Raw genomic sequence first — 14,613 nt, forward strand, 5'->3', positions numbered from 1 at the left:
CCGCGGGTGGCTGGACCGAACCGGCGCCGGCGTGTCATGAAGCCGTCGCAAGGCTCGGCGATCCAGGGGGGTGGCTCGCTTTGCGCGTGCTGATTTCGGGGAAGCCCTGCCGTCCATGTCCGACGCCGTTCTGTCGATACGGAACGCCTCCAAGACCTTCGGCGCGCGACGGGCGCTCGATCAGGTGTCCCTGGAGGTTGGGAAGGGCGAGATGATCGCCCTCATCGGGCCGTCGGGCTCGGGCAAGTCGACCCTGCTGCGCTCGATCAGCGCCCTGCAGACCATCGACACCGGCGCCGGCCGCATCGAGGCGTTCGGCGGCCCGGTCCAGGAGAACGGCCGCATCGCCGGCGACGTGCGCCGCACGCGCACCCGCATCGGCATGATCTTCCAGCAGTTCAACCTGGTGGGCCGCCTGTCGCTGTTCACCAACGTCGCGCTCGGCTCGCTCGGCCGAATCGACCGGTTGCGCGGCTTCTTCGGCCTGTGGCCGGCCGAGACCAAGACCGCGGCCATGGCGGCGCTCTCCCGCATGGGCGTCGCCGACTACGCCGGCCAGCGCGCCAACACCCTTTCCGGCGGCCAGCAGCAGCGCGGCGCCATCGCCCGCGCCCTCGTCCAGAAGGCGAAGATCATCCTCGCCGACGAGCCGGTCGCCTCGCTCGACCCGGTCTCCGCCCGCCGCGTGATGGACGCCCTGCGCGACCTCAACCGGGCCGACGGCCTGACGGTGGTCGTCACCCTGCACCAGGTCGACTACGCCCTGCGCTACTGCGACCGCGTGGTCGCGCTGAAGGCGGGCAGAATCGTTTACGACGGTCCCGCCTCCGGGCTGAAGCGTGACAAGCTGATCGACATCTACGGTCCGGAATTCGAGGACGTGTTCTGGGAAGGAGCGCCCAAATGATCCGTCGCAGCCTCCTTGGCGGCCGCGCCCTCAAGGGCATGGTCCTCGGCCTGGCCGCGGCCCTGTCGCTGGCCGCCTGCAGCGAGAAGCCCTCCACCGCCGGCAAGACGCCGAAGGAGCTGACCTTCTCGATCCTGTCGGCCGAGAACCAGGCCTCCATGGGCCCGCTCTGGCAGCCGCTGCTCGACGACATGTCGAACCAGATCGGCGTCAAGGTGAAGCCCTACTTCGCCACCAACTACACCTCGCTGATCGAGGCCATGCGCTTCGGCCAGGTGCAGGTCGGCTGGTTCTCCGCCGATCCGGCCCTGGAGGCCACGCGCCGCGCCGACGCCGAGGTGCTGGGCCGCGTCGTCGACGCCGGCGGCGACGCCACCTACAAGTCGGTGCTGATCGTCAGGAAGGGCTCGGGCATCACCCTCGACAAGGTGATGGCCTGCGGCAAGAAGTACTCCTTCGGCCTCGGCGACACCAAGTCGACCTCGGGCACCCTCGCCCCCATGGCCTACCTCTTCACGCCGAAGAACATCGACCCCGCCCAGTGCTTCAAGACGGTCAAGAACGGCAGCCACCAGGCCAATGTGAACTCGGTGGCCAACGGCGTCCTGGACGTGGCCACCAACAACACCGTCGGCCTCCTGTTCTTCGCCCGCGAGAACCCCGAGGCGGCCGCCCGCATCGAGACCATCTGGACCTCGCCGCCGCTGCCGGAATCCTCGATCCTGGTGCGCAAGGACCTCGATCCGGCCGTGAAGGAGAAGATCCGCCAGTTCTTCCTCACCTACGGCGTGGGCACGGGCCCGCAGGCCGACAAGCAGCGTGAGGTCCTGAAGAACCTGGCCTACGGCGGCTTCCGGCCGGCCGACGACACCTATCTCGACCCGATCCGCGAGATGGAGGCCGCCAACGAGCTCGGCGAGGCCCGCAAGACCGGCGACAAGGCGCGCATCGCCAAGGCCCAGGCCGCCTTCGACCAGATCCGCGCCGCCAACGCCCAGCGCCGCGCCGCCCAGCCCGACGTCTGATGACCGCCGCCGTCCAGCCGGGCGAGGTTCCCTCGCCGCCGAGCCGCTCGCTCGCCCAGCGCGCCCCCGACCTGCTGGTCTGGGGCGGTGTGCTGGCCCTGCTGCTGATCTCCATCAAGCCGGTGGAGGTGGGCCACTTCACCCGCCTATTCACCAATTCCCAGAACATGCAGCAGTTCGGCCGCGAGTTCCTGCGGCCCGACTTCGCCCACCTGCGGCTCTACGTGGCCCAGATGTGGCTGACGATCCAGATCGCCCTCTGGGGCACCTCGCTGGCGGTGCTGCTGGCCATTCCGTTCGGCCTCGCCTGCTCGCGCAACCTCGCCCCGCCGTGGCTCGCCCAGTCCATGCGGGTGCTCATGAACCTGCTGCGCTCGATCCCGGACCTGGTCATAGGCACCCTGTTCATCGTCGCCGTCGGGCTCGGGCCCTTCGCCGGCGTCATGGCCCTGGCGCTCAACACCGGCGGCGTGCTGGCCAAGCTGTTCTCGGAGGCCGTCGAGTCCATCGACAAGGGCCCGATCGAGGGCGTTCGCGCGACGGGCGCGACACCGCTGCAGGAAGTGGTCTGGGGCGTCATCCCGCAGGTCGCGCCGCTGTGGACCTCCTACGCCCTCTACCGCTTCGAATCGAACTCGCGCTCGGCCACCGTGCTCGGCCTGATCGGCGCCGGCGGGATCGGCCAGGTGCTGTTCGACAGCCTCAACGGCTTCGACTACCGGGCCGTCTCGGCCATCGCCATCGTCATCGTCGTGGCCGTGACCCTCATCGACCTGCTCAGCCAGGCGATGCGCAGCCGGCTGCTGTAGGGCGAGTCTAGGCCGCCTCCGGCCGCCGCCGCCGCACCCGCGCCAGACGGCGCAACCGGCGCCAGAAGCGGGTCTTTTCGGGCTCCGGATAGGGCTGCAGGTTGCGCACGAAGTCCTCCGCGCAGGCGCGCCAGGAGAAGGTCTCGGCGAAGGCCCGCACCGCCTTGCGGTCGAGCTTCAGCGCCTCGAGGCAGGCCTCGCGCAGGCCCTCGGTGGGCGAGTGGGCCAGCACGCCGGCGCCCGAGTTCGGAATGATGTCGATCGGCCCGGGGGCGGGATAGGCGGCCACCGGCGTGCCCGAGGCCATGGCTTCCAGGATGACAAGGCCGAAGGTGTCGGTCAGCGAGGGGAAGACGAAGACGTCGGCCGAATTGTAGGCCGCGGTCAGGTCGGCGCCGGACTTCGGCCCGGTGAACACCGCGTCTGCGTACTTGGCGGCGAGCTCGTCCTTCTGCGGCCCGGGGCCGACGACCACCTTGGTGCCGGGCAGGTCGAGGCCGAGGAAGGCCTCGATGTTCTTCTCCACCGCCACCCGGCCCACATAGAGGAAGATCGGCTTCGGAAGGTCCTTGAAGATGTCCGCGTCCTCGGGCCCGCGCGGGCGGAAGATTTCGGTGTCGACCCCGCGCGACCAGGACGAGATGTTGCGGAAGCCGTGGCCCGACAGCTCGTCGCGCATGGTCGGGGTGGCGACCATCACCCGGCCCGACGGCTTGTGGAACCACTTCATGTAGGCGTAGCCGGCCGCCAGGGGCAGCGGCAGGCGGGCCGAGACGTACTCGGGGAAACGGGTGTGATAGCTGGTCGTGAACGGCAGCTTCCATTCCACGCAGATGCGCCGCGCGGCGAGGCCGATCGGGCCCTCGGTGGCGATGTGGATGGCCTCCGGCTCGAAGGCCTTGAAGCGCTCCTGCACCGGCTCGTAGGCGCCGATCGCCACCTTGATCTCCGGATAGGTCGGCAGCGGGAAGGTCTTGAACAGGTCGGGGCTGATCACCTCGACCGCATGGCCCATATCGCGCAGCTCCTTGACCACCCGGGTCAGGGTGCGAACCACGCCGTTGACCTGCGGCTCCCAGGCGTCGGTGGCCAGCAGGATGCGCATCGGCCGGTGGGCGTCGCGGGTGGCGGTGATCGCCTCGCGGATGCGCGGCAGGGCGGCGGCGCTCTTCGGCTTCTCGGCGGGCGCGACCGCCTGGTTCTGCAGCCAGGCCCAGAAGGCGCCGAGCAGGGCCTCCTTGGTGGGGAAGTAGCGGTAGACGGTCCGTTCGCCGAGCCCAGCGTCCTTGGCGATCTCCGAGAACGACAGGTCCTCGAGCTGGGCGCTCTCCAGTTGACGGCCGACGGCGCGCAGGATCTGCTCACGCGTCTCCTCCCGCTGGCGGTCCCGCAGATTGGGAGAGGGCCGGGGAGACGGCGTTTTCATGACAGCCCCACTGTCAGATTTTCGTGGCAGGCCAACTGTCGGTATTCGCGTCCGGCTGTCAATCGATCCCTGTTCGCCGGCCTGAGCGCCGAATCGGCGGGCGCCGCGCCCCCCGAACGCCCGATGCCGCGCCAAAGCGGCGCAATTTCGACGCAGTTGAGCGCCCTTCTGGCGTCCAGACCGCCGTTCGACTACCTAGACCCCCAGAGCAGACCCTCCCCAGGTCGCTGACGACAAGGTCCGATGGACGCCCGTACTTACCCGGCCAAGGCGACGCCCAAGTCGCTGCGGACCCGCGCGCGCATTCTCGACGCCGCCATGCGGCTGTTCGCTGAGGTCGGCTATCACGCCGCCAACAACGCCATGATCGCCGACGCGGCCAAGCTGACCCGTGGCGCCATGCTCTATCACTTCGCCACCCGTGAGGAGCTGGTCGAGGCGGCCATCGCCCACATCGAGCTGGAGCGCGCCAAGCTGTTCGAGCAGGCCGCCTCACAGCCGCCGGCGCCCGGGGTCGACGCCGCCGAGCACGCCATCGACGCCTACTGGTCGCTGCTGCACGAGGCGCCGTTCATCGCCTTCGCCGAGCTCGAGGCGGCCGCACGCACCGATCCCATGCTGCGCGAGCGGCTGGCCGACGCGCAGAGCGCCTTCGACCATGCCCAGGTGGGCGCCCGCTTCGGCGCCATCGCCCAGGCCGGCGCCGACCCGCGCTTCCAGACCAGCCGCGACCTCGGCCGCTTCCTGCTGGAAGGCCTCGCGCGCGGCGCCATGACCTACGACGTGCCCGAACGCCGCGAGCGGCTGATCGAGGTGGTCAAGCGCGCGGTCCGCATGCTGAACCGCAAGGGCGACATCCAGGAGCTCTGGACGGACTAGCCCGCCAGCACGTCCTTGGGATCGGCGAGGTTCAGCAGCGGCTCGCCGGCGGCGTAGCGGCGCAGGTTCTCGACGAACAGCTCGTCGTTGCGCAGGGCCTGGCCCTCGCTGATCCCCGAGGCGTGGGCGGTGAGCGTCACCCGCGGGTGGTCCCAGAACCGGCTTTCGGCCGGCAGGGGCTCGGTCTCAAAGACGTCCAGCAGTGCGTACTCCGGTACGCCCTTGTCGAGGGCCGCCAGCAGGGCGGGCTCGTCGACGAGCCCGCCGCGGCCGACGTTCACCAGCACCGAGCGCGGCTTCATCCGCGCCAGGAAGTCGGCGTCGACCAGGTGACGCGTCTCGGGCGTCAGCGGCACGGAGAGGACCACTACGTCGGCCTCGGGCAGCAGGCCGGGGATGTCCTTGTCGGCGGCGATCAGGTCGGCGGCCGGATGGGGCGCCTGGTTGCGCCGCACGCCCGTCACATGGGCGCCGAACGCCCTTGCGCGCTGGCCGACGCCCTGGCCGATGGAGCCGAAGCCGATCACCAGCCAGCGCGTGCGCTCGATGTCGCGAAACTGCAGCCGGTCCCAACGGTGGGCGGCCTGGGCGGCGCGCCGCTCGGCCCCCTTCTGGAAGTGGTCGAGCACGCCCCACAGCACATAGTCGGCCATGCCGACCGCCTGGCCGTGGCTGGTGGTCAGCTTGACGCCGCGCTGCACCAGCTGGCTGAACATCGGGTGGTCGAAACCGGCCGCCCCGCTCTGCAGCCACCTGAGCCCCGGGCTCTTCAGCATGGCGACCGTGTAGTCCCGCGCCGCCGGCCCGAACCAGGCCTCGGCGTTGGCCCAGGCGGCCTCGACGCCTGCCTCCTCGAGGGCGATCGGCCGGGTGTCCAGGGTGAGGGCGCCGGAGTCGTCCATCAGCACAAACTCGACGCCGGGCGCGGCCTTGGCGAGGGCGTCCTGCAGGCGGTGATAGGAGGCGTGGTAGATCAGGAAGCGCATCGGTCGGTCCCCAGCGTCAGGCGAGGGACCGACCTACACGCTCAGCGGCCGCCTTTGCCAGCGCCCGGTTGCCCGGAGCCGGCGCCTGCGCCCGGCGCGGGCGCCGGGGTGGCGGCCTGACGGCGGCGGAAGCCGCCCATCATCTTCATGGCCTCGGCCATCTCGGCCTTGTCGAGGGAGCCGTCGTGGTCCTTGTCGATCAGGTCGAAATACTTCGCGAGGTTGTCGCCCACCTGGCCCTTCAGCTCCGTCCGCTGGATCTTGCCGTCGATGTTGTCGTCCAGCATGCCGAAGATGCGGCCCTGGTTCAGCGCCTCGTCATAGTTGACGAAGCGATCCGAGGTCTCGTCGGCCCAGCGGTAGCGGATCGCGGTGTAGAACATCTCCTCCCAGGACTGGTCGCCCCAGACCACCGTCTTGTTCGGGTCCGGGTTGGCCGGGTTTTCCTTGGAGTTGTCGTAGATGAAGTGGGCGATCAGCTTCGAGCCCGCCGGCACCTTGATCGGCTCGGCGAAGTTGTAGTCGCGCTGCCAGTTGAAGTCGTAGCGCGGCAGGCTGAGCAGGAGCTTCTCCTTGCCGTCCGGATAGCGGATCCACAAGTCGGCCGCGTAGCCGCGGTAGTGGGCGTGCGGGAAGGCCGAATAGAGCAGCGCGTCGTGCGCGAACTCCAGGTAGGCGACTTCCTTGTGACGCGGGTCGTTCGGCGGCAGGACGATCGAGTTGTCGACGATCACCGAGTTGTGCAGCACCAGCTTCGGCTTCTCGTTCGGCTTGTAGAAGTAGAGGCCGATCTGCGAGTGGTCCGTCACTTCCTTGCCGAACGGGGTGTAGTGCGCCTGCAGGCCCACCGCGCCGCCCGGCGGCAGGTAGGTGCCGACGTTGGTCGGCGAGACCTCGGACTCCGCGCCCACCGCATAGCCGCCCACCGAGACGCCCCAGCGGCTCTCGTTGGCCTTGCCGTCGGCCGGCACTTCCTTGAGGTAGCCGGTCAGGAGGTGGTGCACCGCCTGGCGCTGCTCGACCTTCACGGTCGAGGCCTTGATCCACTTGCCCTCGGTCAGCGGGTTGAGGACGTAGGGCCGCTGGTAGTCGACCACGCCCGTCGCCGGGATCGTGTAGGCCGGCACGTTGAGGATCAGGTCCGGCTTGCCGAGCGGCCACTCCTGGGCGACGTGCGGCTTGGCGGCCAGCGGATCGGGGCCGTCGCCGCGCGGCGCGCCCTCTTCGATCCAGTGGACCAGGGTCTTGATGTCCTTGGCCGACAGGTTCTTGTCGTCCGAGAACTTACCGACGTGCGGATCGGCGTTGTAGGGCGGCATCCGGTCGGTGCGGATCACCTCGCGGATCATCGGGGCGAAGCCCTTCACCATGGCGTAGTTGTCCATGGCGAACGGGCCGATCGAGCCCTTCTGGTGACAGGAGACGCAGTTCTTCTCCAGGATCGGCGCCACGTCATGGGCGTAGGAGATCTTCTGCGGCTTAGCCTTGGCCGGGAAGTCGATCAGGCAGCCCTTCGACTGCAGCGAGGCCTGCTGCACCGGCTGGCCGGCCAGGAGGGCCGTGAGCGCGTCGGCGGCGAAGCGGTGCTCCACCTTCTTCTGCCCGCCGCCGTAGTCGGAGCGGTCGTCCACCGGCCCGTGGTAGACCACCTGCCAGGTCTTCGGGTTGATGACGAACACCTCGGCGGTGCGCTGCACGCCGAGGGACTCGCCGACCAGTTGGTTGGAGTCCATCAGCACCGGCATGTCGTAGCCGGCCTCCTTGGCCTCGGCCTGGACCGCCTCGCGGCTGTCCTGGAGGCTGGAGTTCAGCATCATGAACTCGACGTTCTTGCCCGCGAACTGCTGCTGCAGCTCCTTGTAGGCCGGCGCCTGGCTGCGCGAGATCGGGCAGCCGTTCATCTGGGTGATCAGCACGATCGCCGACTTGTCGGCCATCCGGTAGAGCTCGTGGCCGCCGAGGTCAGCGTCGACCAGCATGAAGTTGTCGACGGTCATCGGCTGGGCCGCCGCCGATTCCGCGGCCACGGCGCGCCCGGCGTTGTGATTGAGGGCGGTCGCCGCCGCGCCGGCCATCAGGGCCGCGCCACCGAGCGCCGCGAGCACGAAAATGCGCGCCGTCTTCATCTGGAAATCTCCTCCCCGTCTGTGCCGGGCGATCCCGCGGTCCGTGCGTGCGGCCGCGTGTGAAACGCCGAACTTAACGTCGTTCAGCGATCCTATCCAGCATACCCGTGTTGCATCAATGTTTCGATGACGCGGGCGTCAGTTTTGGGGAGGGCTCAGGCGCGCGCCTTCTCCGCGGCGATCCAGGCGTCGATGCGCGTCTCCAGCAGGTTCAGCGGCAGGGGCCCGGCCAGCAGCACCGCGTCGTGGAAGCGCCGGACGTCGAACTTCGGGCCCAGCGCCGCCTCGGCCTTGTGGCGCAATTCCAGGATCTTCAGCTCGCCGATCTTGTAGGCCAGCGCCTGGCCGGGCCAGCCGACGTAGCGGGCGAGTTCGACCTCGATGTTGTGCGGCGCAAGCGCGGTGTTCTCGGTGAAGCAGGCGCGGGCCTGGTCCAGCGTCCAGCCCTTCCAGTGGATGCCGGTGTCGGCCACCAGCCGGCAGGCGCGCCACATCTCCATGGAGAGCCGGCCGAACTGTTCGTAGGGGTCTCGGTAGACGCCCATCTCGACGCCGAGCTGTTCGGCGTAGAGGCCCCAGCCCTCGGTGAAGGCGGTGACGTCGGCCTCGCGGCGGAAGGTCGGCACGTCCTCCAGCTCCTGGCCGAGGGCGATCTGGGTGTGATGGCCCGGCGCTGACTCGTGCAGGGTCAGGGCCGGCAGCTCGTAGAGCGGCCGCTGGTCGAGGTGGCTGGTGTTGACCATGTACCCGCCGGCGACGCCCTGCTTGGGCGAGCCCTCGAAGTAGCGGGCCGAGGTGTAGGTCTCCTCGATCTCGGCGGGGACCGGCCGCACGCCGAAGGTCAGCCGCGGCAGGGTCGCGAAGTAGCGCGGCAGCTTGTCGTCGACCCGCTTGGCGATCTCCGAGGCCTTCTCCAGCAGCGCCTGGCGGCTGGTGACGTAGAACCGCGGATCCTTGCGCAGCATGGCGATGAAGGCCGGCAGGTCGCCTTTGAAGCCGGTCTGGCCGATCACCGCGTCCATCTCGGCGCGGATGCGCTTCACTTCGGAGAGGCCGATGTCGTGGATCTGGTCCGGCGTCAGGTCCGTGGTCGTGTGGTCGGCCACCAGCCAGCGGTAGTAGGCCTCGCCGCCGGGCACGCTGCGCACCCCCAGGGTCTTGCGAGAGGCCGGCAGGTACTCGGTCTTCAGGAAGCTGACGAAGGCCGCGCGGGCCGGCCGGATCTTCTCGCGGATCAAGCCCTCGGCCTCGGCCCGCAGCGCCGCCTGGCGCGCCGCCGGAACGGAGGCGGGGAAGGTCGCGAACGGCTTCAGCAGCGGGTCGGTCTCCGGCGCCTGGGCGGCCTCCTGCTCGGCGCGGGCGATCACCGCCTCGGTGTTCTCCACCGGCTGGGTGAAGCCGGTGCGCGCGCCCCGGCGGGCGTTGTCGATGTTGGCCGCGTAAAAGTCCGGCAGGGCGGTCAGGCGGGCGATCCAGGCCCGCGCGTCGGCCTCGGAGTCGAGGTTGGTGGTCGAGGCGAAGTAGTCGAGCTCGTTGTCGAAGCCGCCGTCGGAATTGAACGGCAGCCGCGCCTCGTCGAAGGAAAGGCTCTTCAGGCGCCGATCCAGCGTCCAGGCCAGGAAGTCGCGGTTCAGCCGCGCCCCGGACGAGAGCCCCTTGGGCGCGATGGCCTTCAGCCGCGCCTGGAAGGCGCCGAGCGCCGCCTTGCGCCGGGCGTCGGCCGCGGGCGTCGGGTCGGGCAGGCGGGCGAGGGCCGCCTTGTCGCCTTCGCGGCCGGCGGTGAACGGATCGTCGGCCAGGGCCCAGGCCTCGTAGTCGGCCACCAGCCGGTTGAGCGGCCGATCGTCCGCCAGGGCCGGCCCCGCGACGAGCACCAGGACGAGCGCGATGAGCAGGCGACGCATCTGAGACTTCCCCCAAATCTTGAGCCGCCAAGCTGGCGCAAGCCGGGACGCCACACAACACTTCGCCCCTGACGGCACTTGTCGGGGGCCGCTCATGCCCTCATGGTGCCGCTCCAAAGGGCAGGGATTCCAGCCCTCGGGGGATTCGCACATGAGTTTCGTCACGCGCCGCAAGCCGGTGGAAGCCGCCCATCGCGAGGGCTCGGGCCTCAAGAAGACCCTCGGCTGGCCGCACCTCGTGGCGCTGGGCGTCGGCGCCATCATCGGCACCGGCATCTACACCCTGACCGGCGTGGCCGCGGGCCTCGCCGGCCCGGCCGTGATCCTCTCGTTCGCGGTGGCCGGCGCGGTCTGCGCCTGCGCCGCCCTCTGCTACGCCGAGATGGCCTCGCTCACGCCCCAGGCCGGCAGCGCCTACACCTATTCCTACGTGACGCTCGGCGAGATGGTCGCCTGGGTGATCGGCTGGAGCCTGATCCTCGAATACACCCTGGTCTGCTCGGCCGTGTCGGTGGGCTGGGCCGGCTACGCCACCGGCCTCATCAGGTCGGCCGGCTGGCCGATTCCGGCCACCCTGCTGGCGGGCCCCGAGGCGGGCGGGATCGTCAACCTGCCGGCGGTGTTCATCGCCATCGCGGTCACCGGCATGCTGCTGGTCGGCACCCGCGAGAGCGCGACGGTCAACTTCGTCCTGGTCTGCGTGAAGCTGGTGGCGCTCGCCGCCTTCGTCGCCTTCACCCTGCCGGCCTTCGACGCCAGCCATTTCCACCCCTTTGCACCCTTCGGCTTCGGGGCGCACGAGATCGACGGCAAGAAGTACGGGGTGATGGGCGCGGCGGCGATCATCTTCTTCGCCTTCTACGGCTTCGATGCCATTTCCACGGCCGCAGAGGAGGCCAAGAATCCCCGGCGGGACCTGACGATCGGCATCGTCGGCTCGATGGTCATCTGCACCCTGATCTACATGGTGGTGGCCGCCGCCGCCCTCGGCGCCCAGCCCTTCGACGCCTTCTCCAAGAGCCCCGAGCCGCTGGCCTTCGTCCTGCGTCAGCTCGGCCGACCGGGCGCCGCCTCGCTGATCGCCGGGGCCGCGGTGGTCGCCCTGCCGACGGTCATTATGGTCTTCATGTTCGGCCAGAGCCGGGTGTTCTTCGCCATGGCCCGCGACGGCCTGCTGCCGCGCGGCCTCGCCGGCGTCGACCGGCGCGGCGTGCCGGTGGCGGTGACGGTGCTGACCGGCCTGATCTCGGCGGTGATCGCCGGCTTCCTGCCGCTCTCCGAGATCGCGTCCCTGGCCAACGCCGGCACCCTGGCGGCCTTCATCGCCACCGCCTGCGCGGTCATGGCGCTGCGCCGCCGCGCGCCGCAGCTGGAGCGGCCGTTCACCACCCCGCTCGTCTGGGTCATCGGCCCGGCCGCGGTGCTGGGTTGCCTCTATCTCTTCACCAGCCTGTCGGCGAAGACGATCGGCTTCTTCTTCGCGTGGAACGCCGTGGGCGTCGTCGTCTACCTGGCCTACGGCCGGACGAAGAGCGCGCTGGCGAGCGCCTGACGGACGCCCCGCCGGGGGCGGCGCCCGCCTACTCCGCCGGCTCCTCGACCCCCGGGCCGGCCTCGGCGAGTTCGCGCAGGTAGCGGCCGTACTCGCTCTTGGCCTGGGTGTCGGCGATGGCCTTGAGCTGGGCGGCGTCGATCCAGCCCTGGCGGAAGGCGATCTCCTCGATGCAGCCGATCCGCAGGCCCTGGCGCTGCTCGAAGGTGCGGATCAGCTCGCCGGCCTGGATCAGGCTGTCGTGGGTGCCGGCGTCCTCCCAGGCGAAGCCGCGGCCGAGCAGCTCGACGTGCAGCTCGCCGGCCTCGAGGTAGAGCTGGTTGAGGGCGGTGATCTCCAGCTCGCCGCGGTCCGAGCGGGTCAGGGTCTTGGCCAGCTCGCTGGCCCGGCCGTCGTAGAAGTAGAGCCCGGTGACCGCGTAGTTCGACTTCGGCCTGGCCGGCTTCTCGACGATGGACAGCGCCTTGCCCTCGGGGCTGAGCTCGACCACGCCGTAGCGCTCGGGATCGTGCACCGGATAACCGAACACCGTCGCCCCCTCGGTTCGCGCCGAGGCCCTCGCCAGCATCTGGCCGAAGTTCTGGCCGAAGAAGATGTTGTCGCCGAGGATCATGACGCTCGGCTCGCCGCCGACGAAATCCTCGCCCAGCAGGTAGGCTTCGGCGAGGCCCCCCGGCGTGGGCTGGACGACGTATTCGAACCGCACGCCGATCTGCGAGCCGTCGCCCAGCAGGCGCTTGAACTGCGGCTGGTCCTCCGGCGTGGTGATGATCAGGATCTCACGCACCCCGGCCAGCAGCAGCACCGACAGCGGGTAGTAGATCATCGGCTTGTCGTAGACCGGCAGCAGCTGCTTGGAGACCGCCAGGGTCAGCGGATGCAGCCGCGTGCCCGCGCCGCCCGCCAGGATGATGCCGCGCCTCATGAGGTGACCTTCAACTCGTCGATGATCTCGGCCAGCGCCGTCCGCCAGGGCCGCGGGCTGTAGCCGAAGACGCGCTCCAGGCGCGTGGTGTCGAGGGTGCCGCGTAGCGGCCGGCGCGCCGGCGAGGGGCGGTCGGCGGTGCGGATCGCCTCGACCCTGGGCGCGGCCTCGCCGAGCGCCTCTTCGAAGATCGCCTCGGCGAAGCCCTTCCAGCTCACCTCGCCGGCGTTGGCGAAGTGGAACAGGCCGAACGCCGGATCGCCCGCCGAGACGGTCAGCCGCGCGGTCTGGTCGAGGATGAACTGGGCGAGGTCGCCGGCCGCGGTCGGGCGGCCGAACTGGTCATCGACGACCTTCAGCGGATGTCCTTCCGCGGCCACCCGCAGCATGGTCTTCACGAAGTTCTTGCCGTGGGCAGAGACCACCCAGGAGGTGCGCAGCACGGTCGCCCGCGCGCAGGCTTCCAGCACCGCCGCCTCGCCGGCCAGCTTGGAGGCGCCGTAGACGTTGAGCGGGTTGGTCGGGTCGGTCTCGACGTAGGGCGCGCCCTTCTCGCCGTCGAACACATAGTCGGTGGAGACGTGGACCACGGCGGCGCCGGCCTTGTCGGCCGCCGCGGCGATCGCCCCCGGCGTCTCGGCGTTGATCCGCAAGGCGAGCTCGCGTTCGCTCTCGGCCTGGTCGACGGCGGTGTAGGCCGCGGCGATGACCACCAGGTCCGGCGCATGGGCGCCCACCTGGGCCGCGCAGCCCTCGGGGTCGGCGAAGTCGGCCTCGGCGTGTGACAGGGCGCTCAGCGCCAGGCCGTCCTCCACCGCGCGGCGGCGGAGCTCCGTCGCCAGCTGCCCGGTCTTGCCGAACTGCAGGATCCGCAAGCTCACGCCTTCACCAGCCCCAGGCGCTCGGAGTGGAAGCCGCGGTCGCGGATGCGCTGCACCCAGTCCTTGTTCTCGACGTACCAGCGGACGGTCTCATCGAGCCCGTCCTCGAGGCTGGTTTTCGCCTGCCAGCCGAGCTCGGCCTTCAGCTTGGAGGCGTCGATGGCGTAGCGGAAATCGTGGCCCGGCCGGTCGGCGACGAAGGTGATCTTGTCTGCGTGGGCGGTGTTGGCCGGGGCGTACTTGTCGAGCGCCGCGCAGAGCAGCTGAACGATCTCCAGGTTGCGCCGGTTGGGCGTGCCGCCGATGCAGTAGGTCTCCTGCAGCCGCCCCCTGGTCAGCACCAGCAGCAAGGCCTCGGCGTGGTCGTCCACGTGCAGCCAGTCGCGCACCTGGCGGCCGTCGCCGTAGATCGGGATCGACTTGCCCTCCATGGCCCGGCTGATCACCGTCGGGATCAGCTTCTCGGGGAATTGGTAGGGCCCGTAGTTGTTGGCGCAGTTGGTGATCACCACCGGCAGGCCATAGGTGCGGCCCCAGGCGCGCACCAGGTGGTCGGCGCCGGCCTTGGAGGCCGAGTAGGGCGAGTTGGGATCGTAGGGCGTCGCCTCCGAGAAGGCCCCGTCCTCGCCGAGCGCGCCGAATACCTCGTCGGTGGAGACGTGGTGGAAGCGAAAGCCGGCCTTACGCTCGGCCGGCAGCCCGTTCCAGTAGGCCCGCGCCGCCTCCAGCAGCACGGCGGTGCCGACCACGTTGGAGACCACGAACTCCATCGGCCCTTCGATGGCCCGGTCGTTGTGGCTCTCGGCGGCCAGGTGCATGACCGCGTCGGGCTGGTGGCGCGCGAAGATGTCGGTCACCCGCCGGGGATCGGCCACGTCGGCCTCTTCGAAGGCGTAGGCCCGGCTCGCCGCCACGCCGGCCACGTTCTCCAGGTTCGCCGAATAGGTCAGCTTGTCGAGGTTCACCACCTCGTGGCCGTCGGCGATCGCCTTGCGCACGACGGCCGAGCCGATGAACCCGGCGCCGCCCGTGATCAGGATCTTCATGCGGTCTTTCTAGCTTGTCGGCGGACTTTCGCCACCGGCGCCCCTCAACAGCCTGCTCTTACAGCGAAACCCTGCCGGCTCAAGCTGGAGTGGGCGCGCGCTTGAAGCCGGCGCGGCGGCTACCTACCATTTCGGTGCATTTTGAAG

At 69.9% G+C, this 14,613-nt stretch carries 12 protein-coding genes and 1 pseudogene; 5 read left to right on the top strand and 8 right to left on the bottom strand.

Annotation, left to right across the window (positions count from 1 at the left end; genetic code table 11):
- Window positions 1-115: 115 nt before the first annotated feature.
- From phnC to phnE, 3 genes are read left to right on the top strand one after another with little or no spacing between them, the layout of a single operon-like run.
- The gene (gene phnC / locus DJ017_RS03960; protein ID WP_111527493.1) at window positions 116-907 is read left to right on the top strand and encodes a phosphonate ABC transporter ATP-binding protein; all 792 of its coding nucleotides are present in this window, start codon (window positions 116-118) and stop codon (window positions 905-907) included.
- Window positions 904-1,932 carry a phosphate/phosphite/phosphonate ABC transporter substrate-binding protein gene (phnD, locus tag DJ017_RS03965; protein ID WP_111527494.1) on the top strand — a complete coding sequence of 343 codons (1,029 nt, stop codon included), beginning with the start codon at window positions 904-906 and terminating at the stop codon, window positions 1,930-1,932. The genes phnC and phnD overlap by 4 nt, the downstream gene beginning before the upstream one ends.
- A complete protein-coding gene (phnE, locus tag DJ017_RS03970) occupies window positions 1,932-2,741 on the top strand; it encodes a phosphonate ABC transporter, permease protein PhnE (protein ID WP_111527495.1) in 810 nt (269 codons plus the stop codon). The genes phnD and phnE overlap by 1 nt, the downstream gene beginning before the upstream one ends.
- Window positions 2,742-2,748: 7 nt before the next feature.
- Here phnE and DJ017_RS03975 read toward each other — a convergent pair whose 3' ends face one another.
- Both DJ017_RS03975 and DJ017_RS20735 read right to left on the bottom strand, forming a co-directional pair.
- Entirely contained in the window at window positions 2,749-3,846 is a 1,098-nt protein-coding gene (locus DJ017_RS03975) for a glycosyltransferase family 4 protein (RefSeq protein WP_227000198.1), read from the bottom strand.
- 126 nt (window positions 3,847-3,972) lie between these two features.
- Window positions 3,973-4,167, bottom strand: a pseudogene (locus DJ017_RS20735) (TetR/AcrR family transcriptional regulator); the annotation flags it as partial.
- Between the two features lie 243 nt (window positions 4,168-4,410).
- Here DJ017_RS20735 and DJ017_RS03980 point away from each other — a divergent pair.
- Entirely contained in the window at window positions 4,411-5,046 is a 636-nt protein-coding gene (locus tag DJ017_RS03980; RefSeq protein ID WP_111527497.1) for a TetR/AcrR family transcriptional regulator, read from the top strand.
- On the opposite strand, the gene DJ017_RS03985 is transcribed toward DJ017_RS03980, so the two are convergent.
- The 3 genes from DJ017_RS03985 to DJ017_RS03995 all read right to left on the bottom strand — a co-directional run bounded on the left by DJ017_RS03985 (window position 5,043) and on the right by DJ017_RS03995 (window position 10,062).
- Entirely contained in the window at window positions 5,043-6,032 is a 990-nt protein-coding gene (locus tag DJ017_RS03985; RefSeq protein ID WP_111527498.1) for a D-2-hydroxyacid dehydrogenase, read from the bottom strand. The two genes, DJ017_RS03980 and DJ017_RS03985, sit on opposite strands and share 4 nt — an antisense overlap.
- 41 nt (window positions 6,033-6,073) lie before the next feature.
- On the bottom strand, window positions 6,074-8,158 hold the full coding sequence (locus DJ017_RS03990; protein WP_193539988.1) for a redoxin family protein: 2,085 nt from the start codon (window positions 8,156-8,158) through the stop codon (window positions 6,074-6,076).
- Window positions 8,159-8,313: 155 nt separating this feature from the next.
- Complete coding sequence (locus DJ017_RS03995) at window positions 8,314-10,062, bottom strand: DUF885 domain-containing protein (RefSeq protein WP_111527499.1); 1,749 nt, start codon at window positions 10,060-10,062, stop codon at window positions 8,314-8,316.
- Between the two features lie 151 nt (window positions 10,063-10,213).
- On the opposite strand from DJ017_RS03995, the gene DJ017_RS04000 reads away from it, so the two are divergent.
- Window positions 10,214-11,614, top strand: coding sequence for an amino acid permease (locus tag DJ017_RS04000; protein WP_111527500.1), 1,401 nt, complete (start codon window positions 10,214-10,216; stop codon window positions 11,612-11,614).
- Window positions 11,615-11,642: 28 nt separating this feature from the next.
- Here DJ017_RS04000 and rfbA read toward each other — a convergent pair whose 3' ends face one another.
- From rfbA to rfbB, 3 genes are read right to left on the bottom strand one after another with little or no spacing between them, the layout of a single operon-like run.
- Window positions 11,643-12,539 carry a glucose-1-phosphate thymidylyltransferase RfbA gene (rfbA, locus tag DJ017_RS04005; protein ID WP_111527501.1) on the bottom strand — a complete coding sequence of 299 codons (897 nt, stop codon included), beginning with the start codon at window positions 12,537-12,539 and terminating at the stop codon, window positions 11,643-11,645.
- Window positions 12,536-13,420, bottom strand: coding sequence for a dTDP-4-dehydrorhamnose reductase (rfbD, locus tag DJ017_RS04010; RefSeq protein WP_111527502.1), 885 nt, complete (start codon window positions 13,418-13,420; stop codon window positions 12,536-12,538). Before rfbD ends, rfbA begins: the two co-directional genes overlap by 4 nt.
- The gene (gene rfbB, locus DJ017_RS04015; RefSeq protein WP_111527503.1) at window positions 13,417-14,466 is read right to left on the bottom strand and encodes a dTDP-glucose 4,6-dehydratase; all 1,050 of its coding nucleotides are present in this window, start codon (window positions 14,464-14,466) and stop codon (window positions 13,417-13,419) included. The genes rfbD and rfbB overlap by 4 nt, the downstream gene beginning before the upstream one ends.
- Between the last annotated feature and the right edge of the window lie 147 nt (window positions 14,467-14,613).

The sequence above is a fragment of the Phenylobacterium soli genome (assembly GCF_003254475.1).
In the GTDB taxonomy this organism is placed as follows: domain Bacteria; phylum Pseudomonadota; class Alphaproteobacteria; order Caulobacterales; family Caulobacteraceae; genus Phenylobacterium; species Phenylobacterium soli.

What these genes read in the sequence shown, in the direction of transcription:
- phnC (WP_111527493.1), top strand. Translation starts at nt 116, where the DNA reads ATGTCCGACGCCGTTCTGTCGATACGGAACGCCTCCAAGACCTTCGGC.
- phnD (WP_111527494.1), top strand. Translation starts at nt 904, where the DNA reads ATGATCCGTCGCAGCCTCCTTGGCGGCCGCGCCCTCAAGGGCATGGTC.
- phnE (WP_111527495.1), top strand. Translation starts at nt 1,932, where the DNA reads ATGACCGCCGCCGTCCAGCCGGGCGAGGTTCCCTCGCCGCCGAGCCGC.
- DJ017_RS03975 (WP_227000198.1), bottom strand. Translation starts at nt 3,846, where the DNA reads ATGCGCATCCTGCTGGCCACCGACGCCTGGGAGCCGCAGGTCAACGGC.
- DJ017_RS03980 (WP_111527497.1), top strand. Translation starts at nt 4,411, where the DNA reads ATGGACGCCCGTACTTACCCGGCCAAGGCGACGCCCAAGTCGCTGCGG.
- DJ017_RS03985 (WP_111527498.1), bottom strand. Translation starts at nt 6,032, where the DNA reads ATGCGCTTCCTGATCTACCACGCCTCCTATCACCGCCTGCAGGACGCC.
- DJ017_RS03990 (WP_193539988.1), bottom strand. Translation starts at nt 8,158, where the DNA reads ATGAAGACGGCGCGCATTTTCGTGCTCGCGGCGCTCGGTGGCGCGGCC.
- DJ017_RS03995 (WP_111527499.1), bottom strand. Translation starts at nt 10,062, where the DNA reads ATGCGTCGCCTGCTCATCGCGCTCGTCCTGGTGCTCGTCGCGGGGCCG.
- DJ017_RS04000 (WP_111527500.1), top strand. Translation starts at nt 10,214, where the DNA reads ATGAGTTTCGTCACGCGCCGCAAGCCGGTGGAAGCCGCCCATCGCGAG.
- rfbA (WP_111527501.1), bottom strand. Translation starts at nt 12,539, where the DNA reads ATGAGGCGCGGCATCATCCTGGCGGGCGGCGCGGGCACGCGGCTGCAT.
- rfbB (WP_111527503.1), bottom strand. Translation starts at nt 14,466, where the DNA reads ATGAAGATCCTGATCACGGGCGGCGCCGGGTTCATCGGCTCGGCCGTC.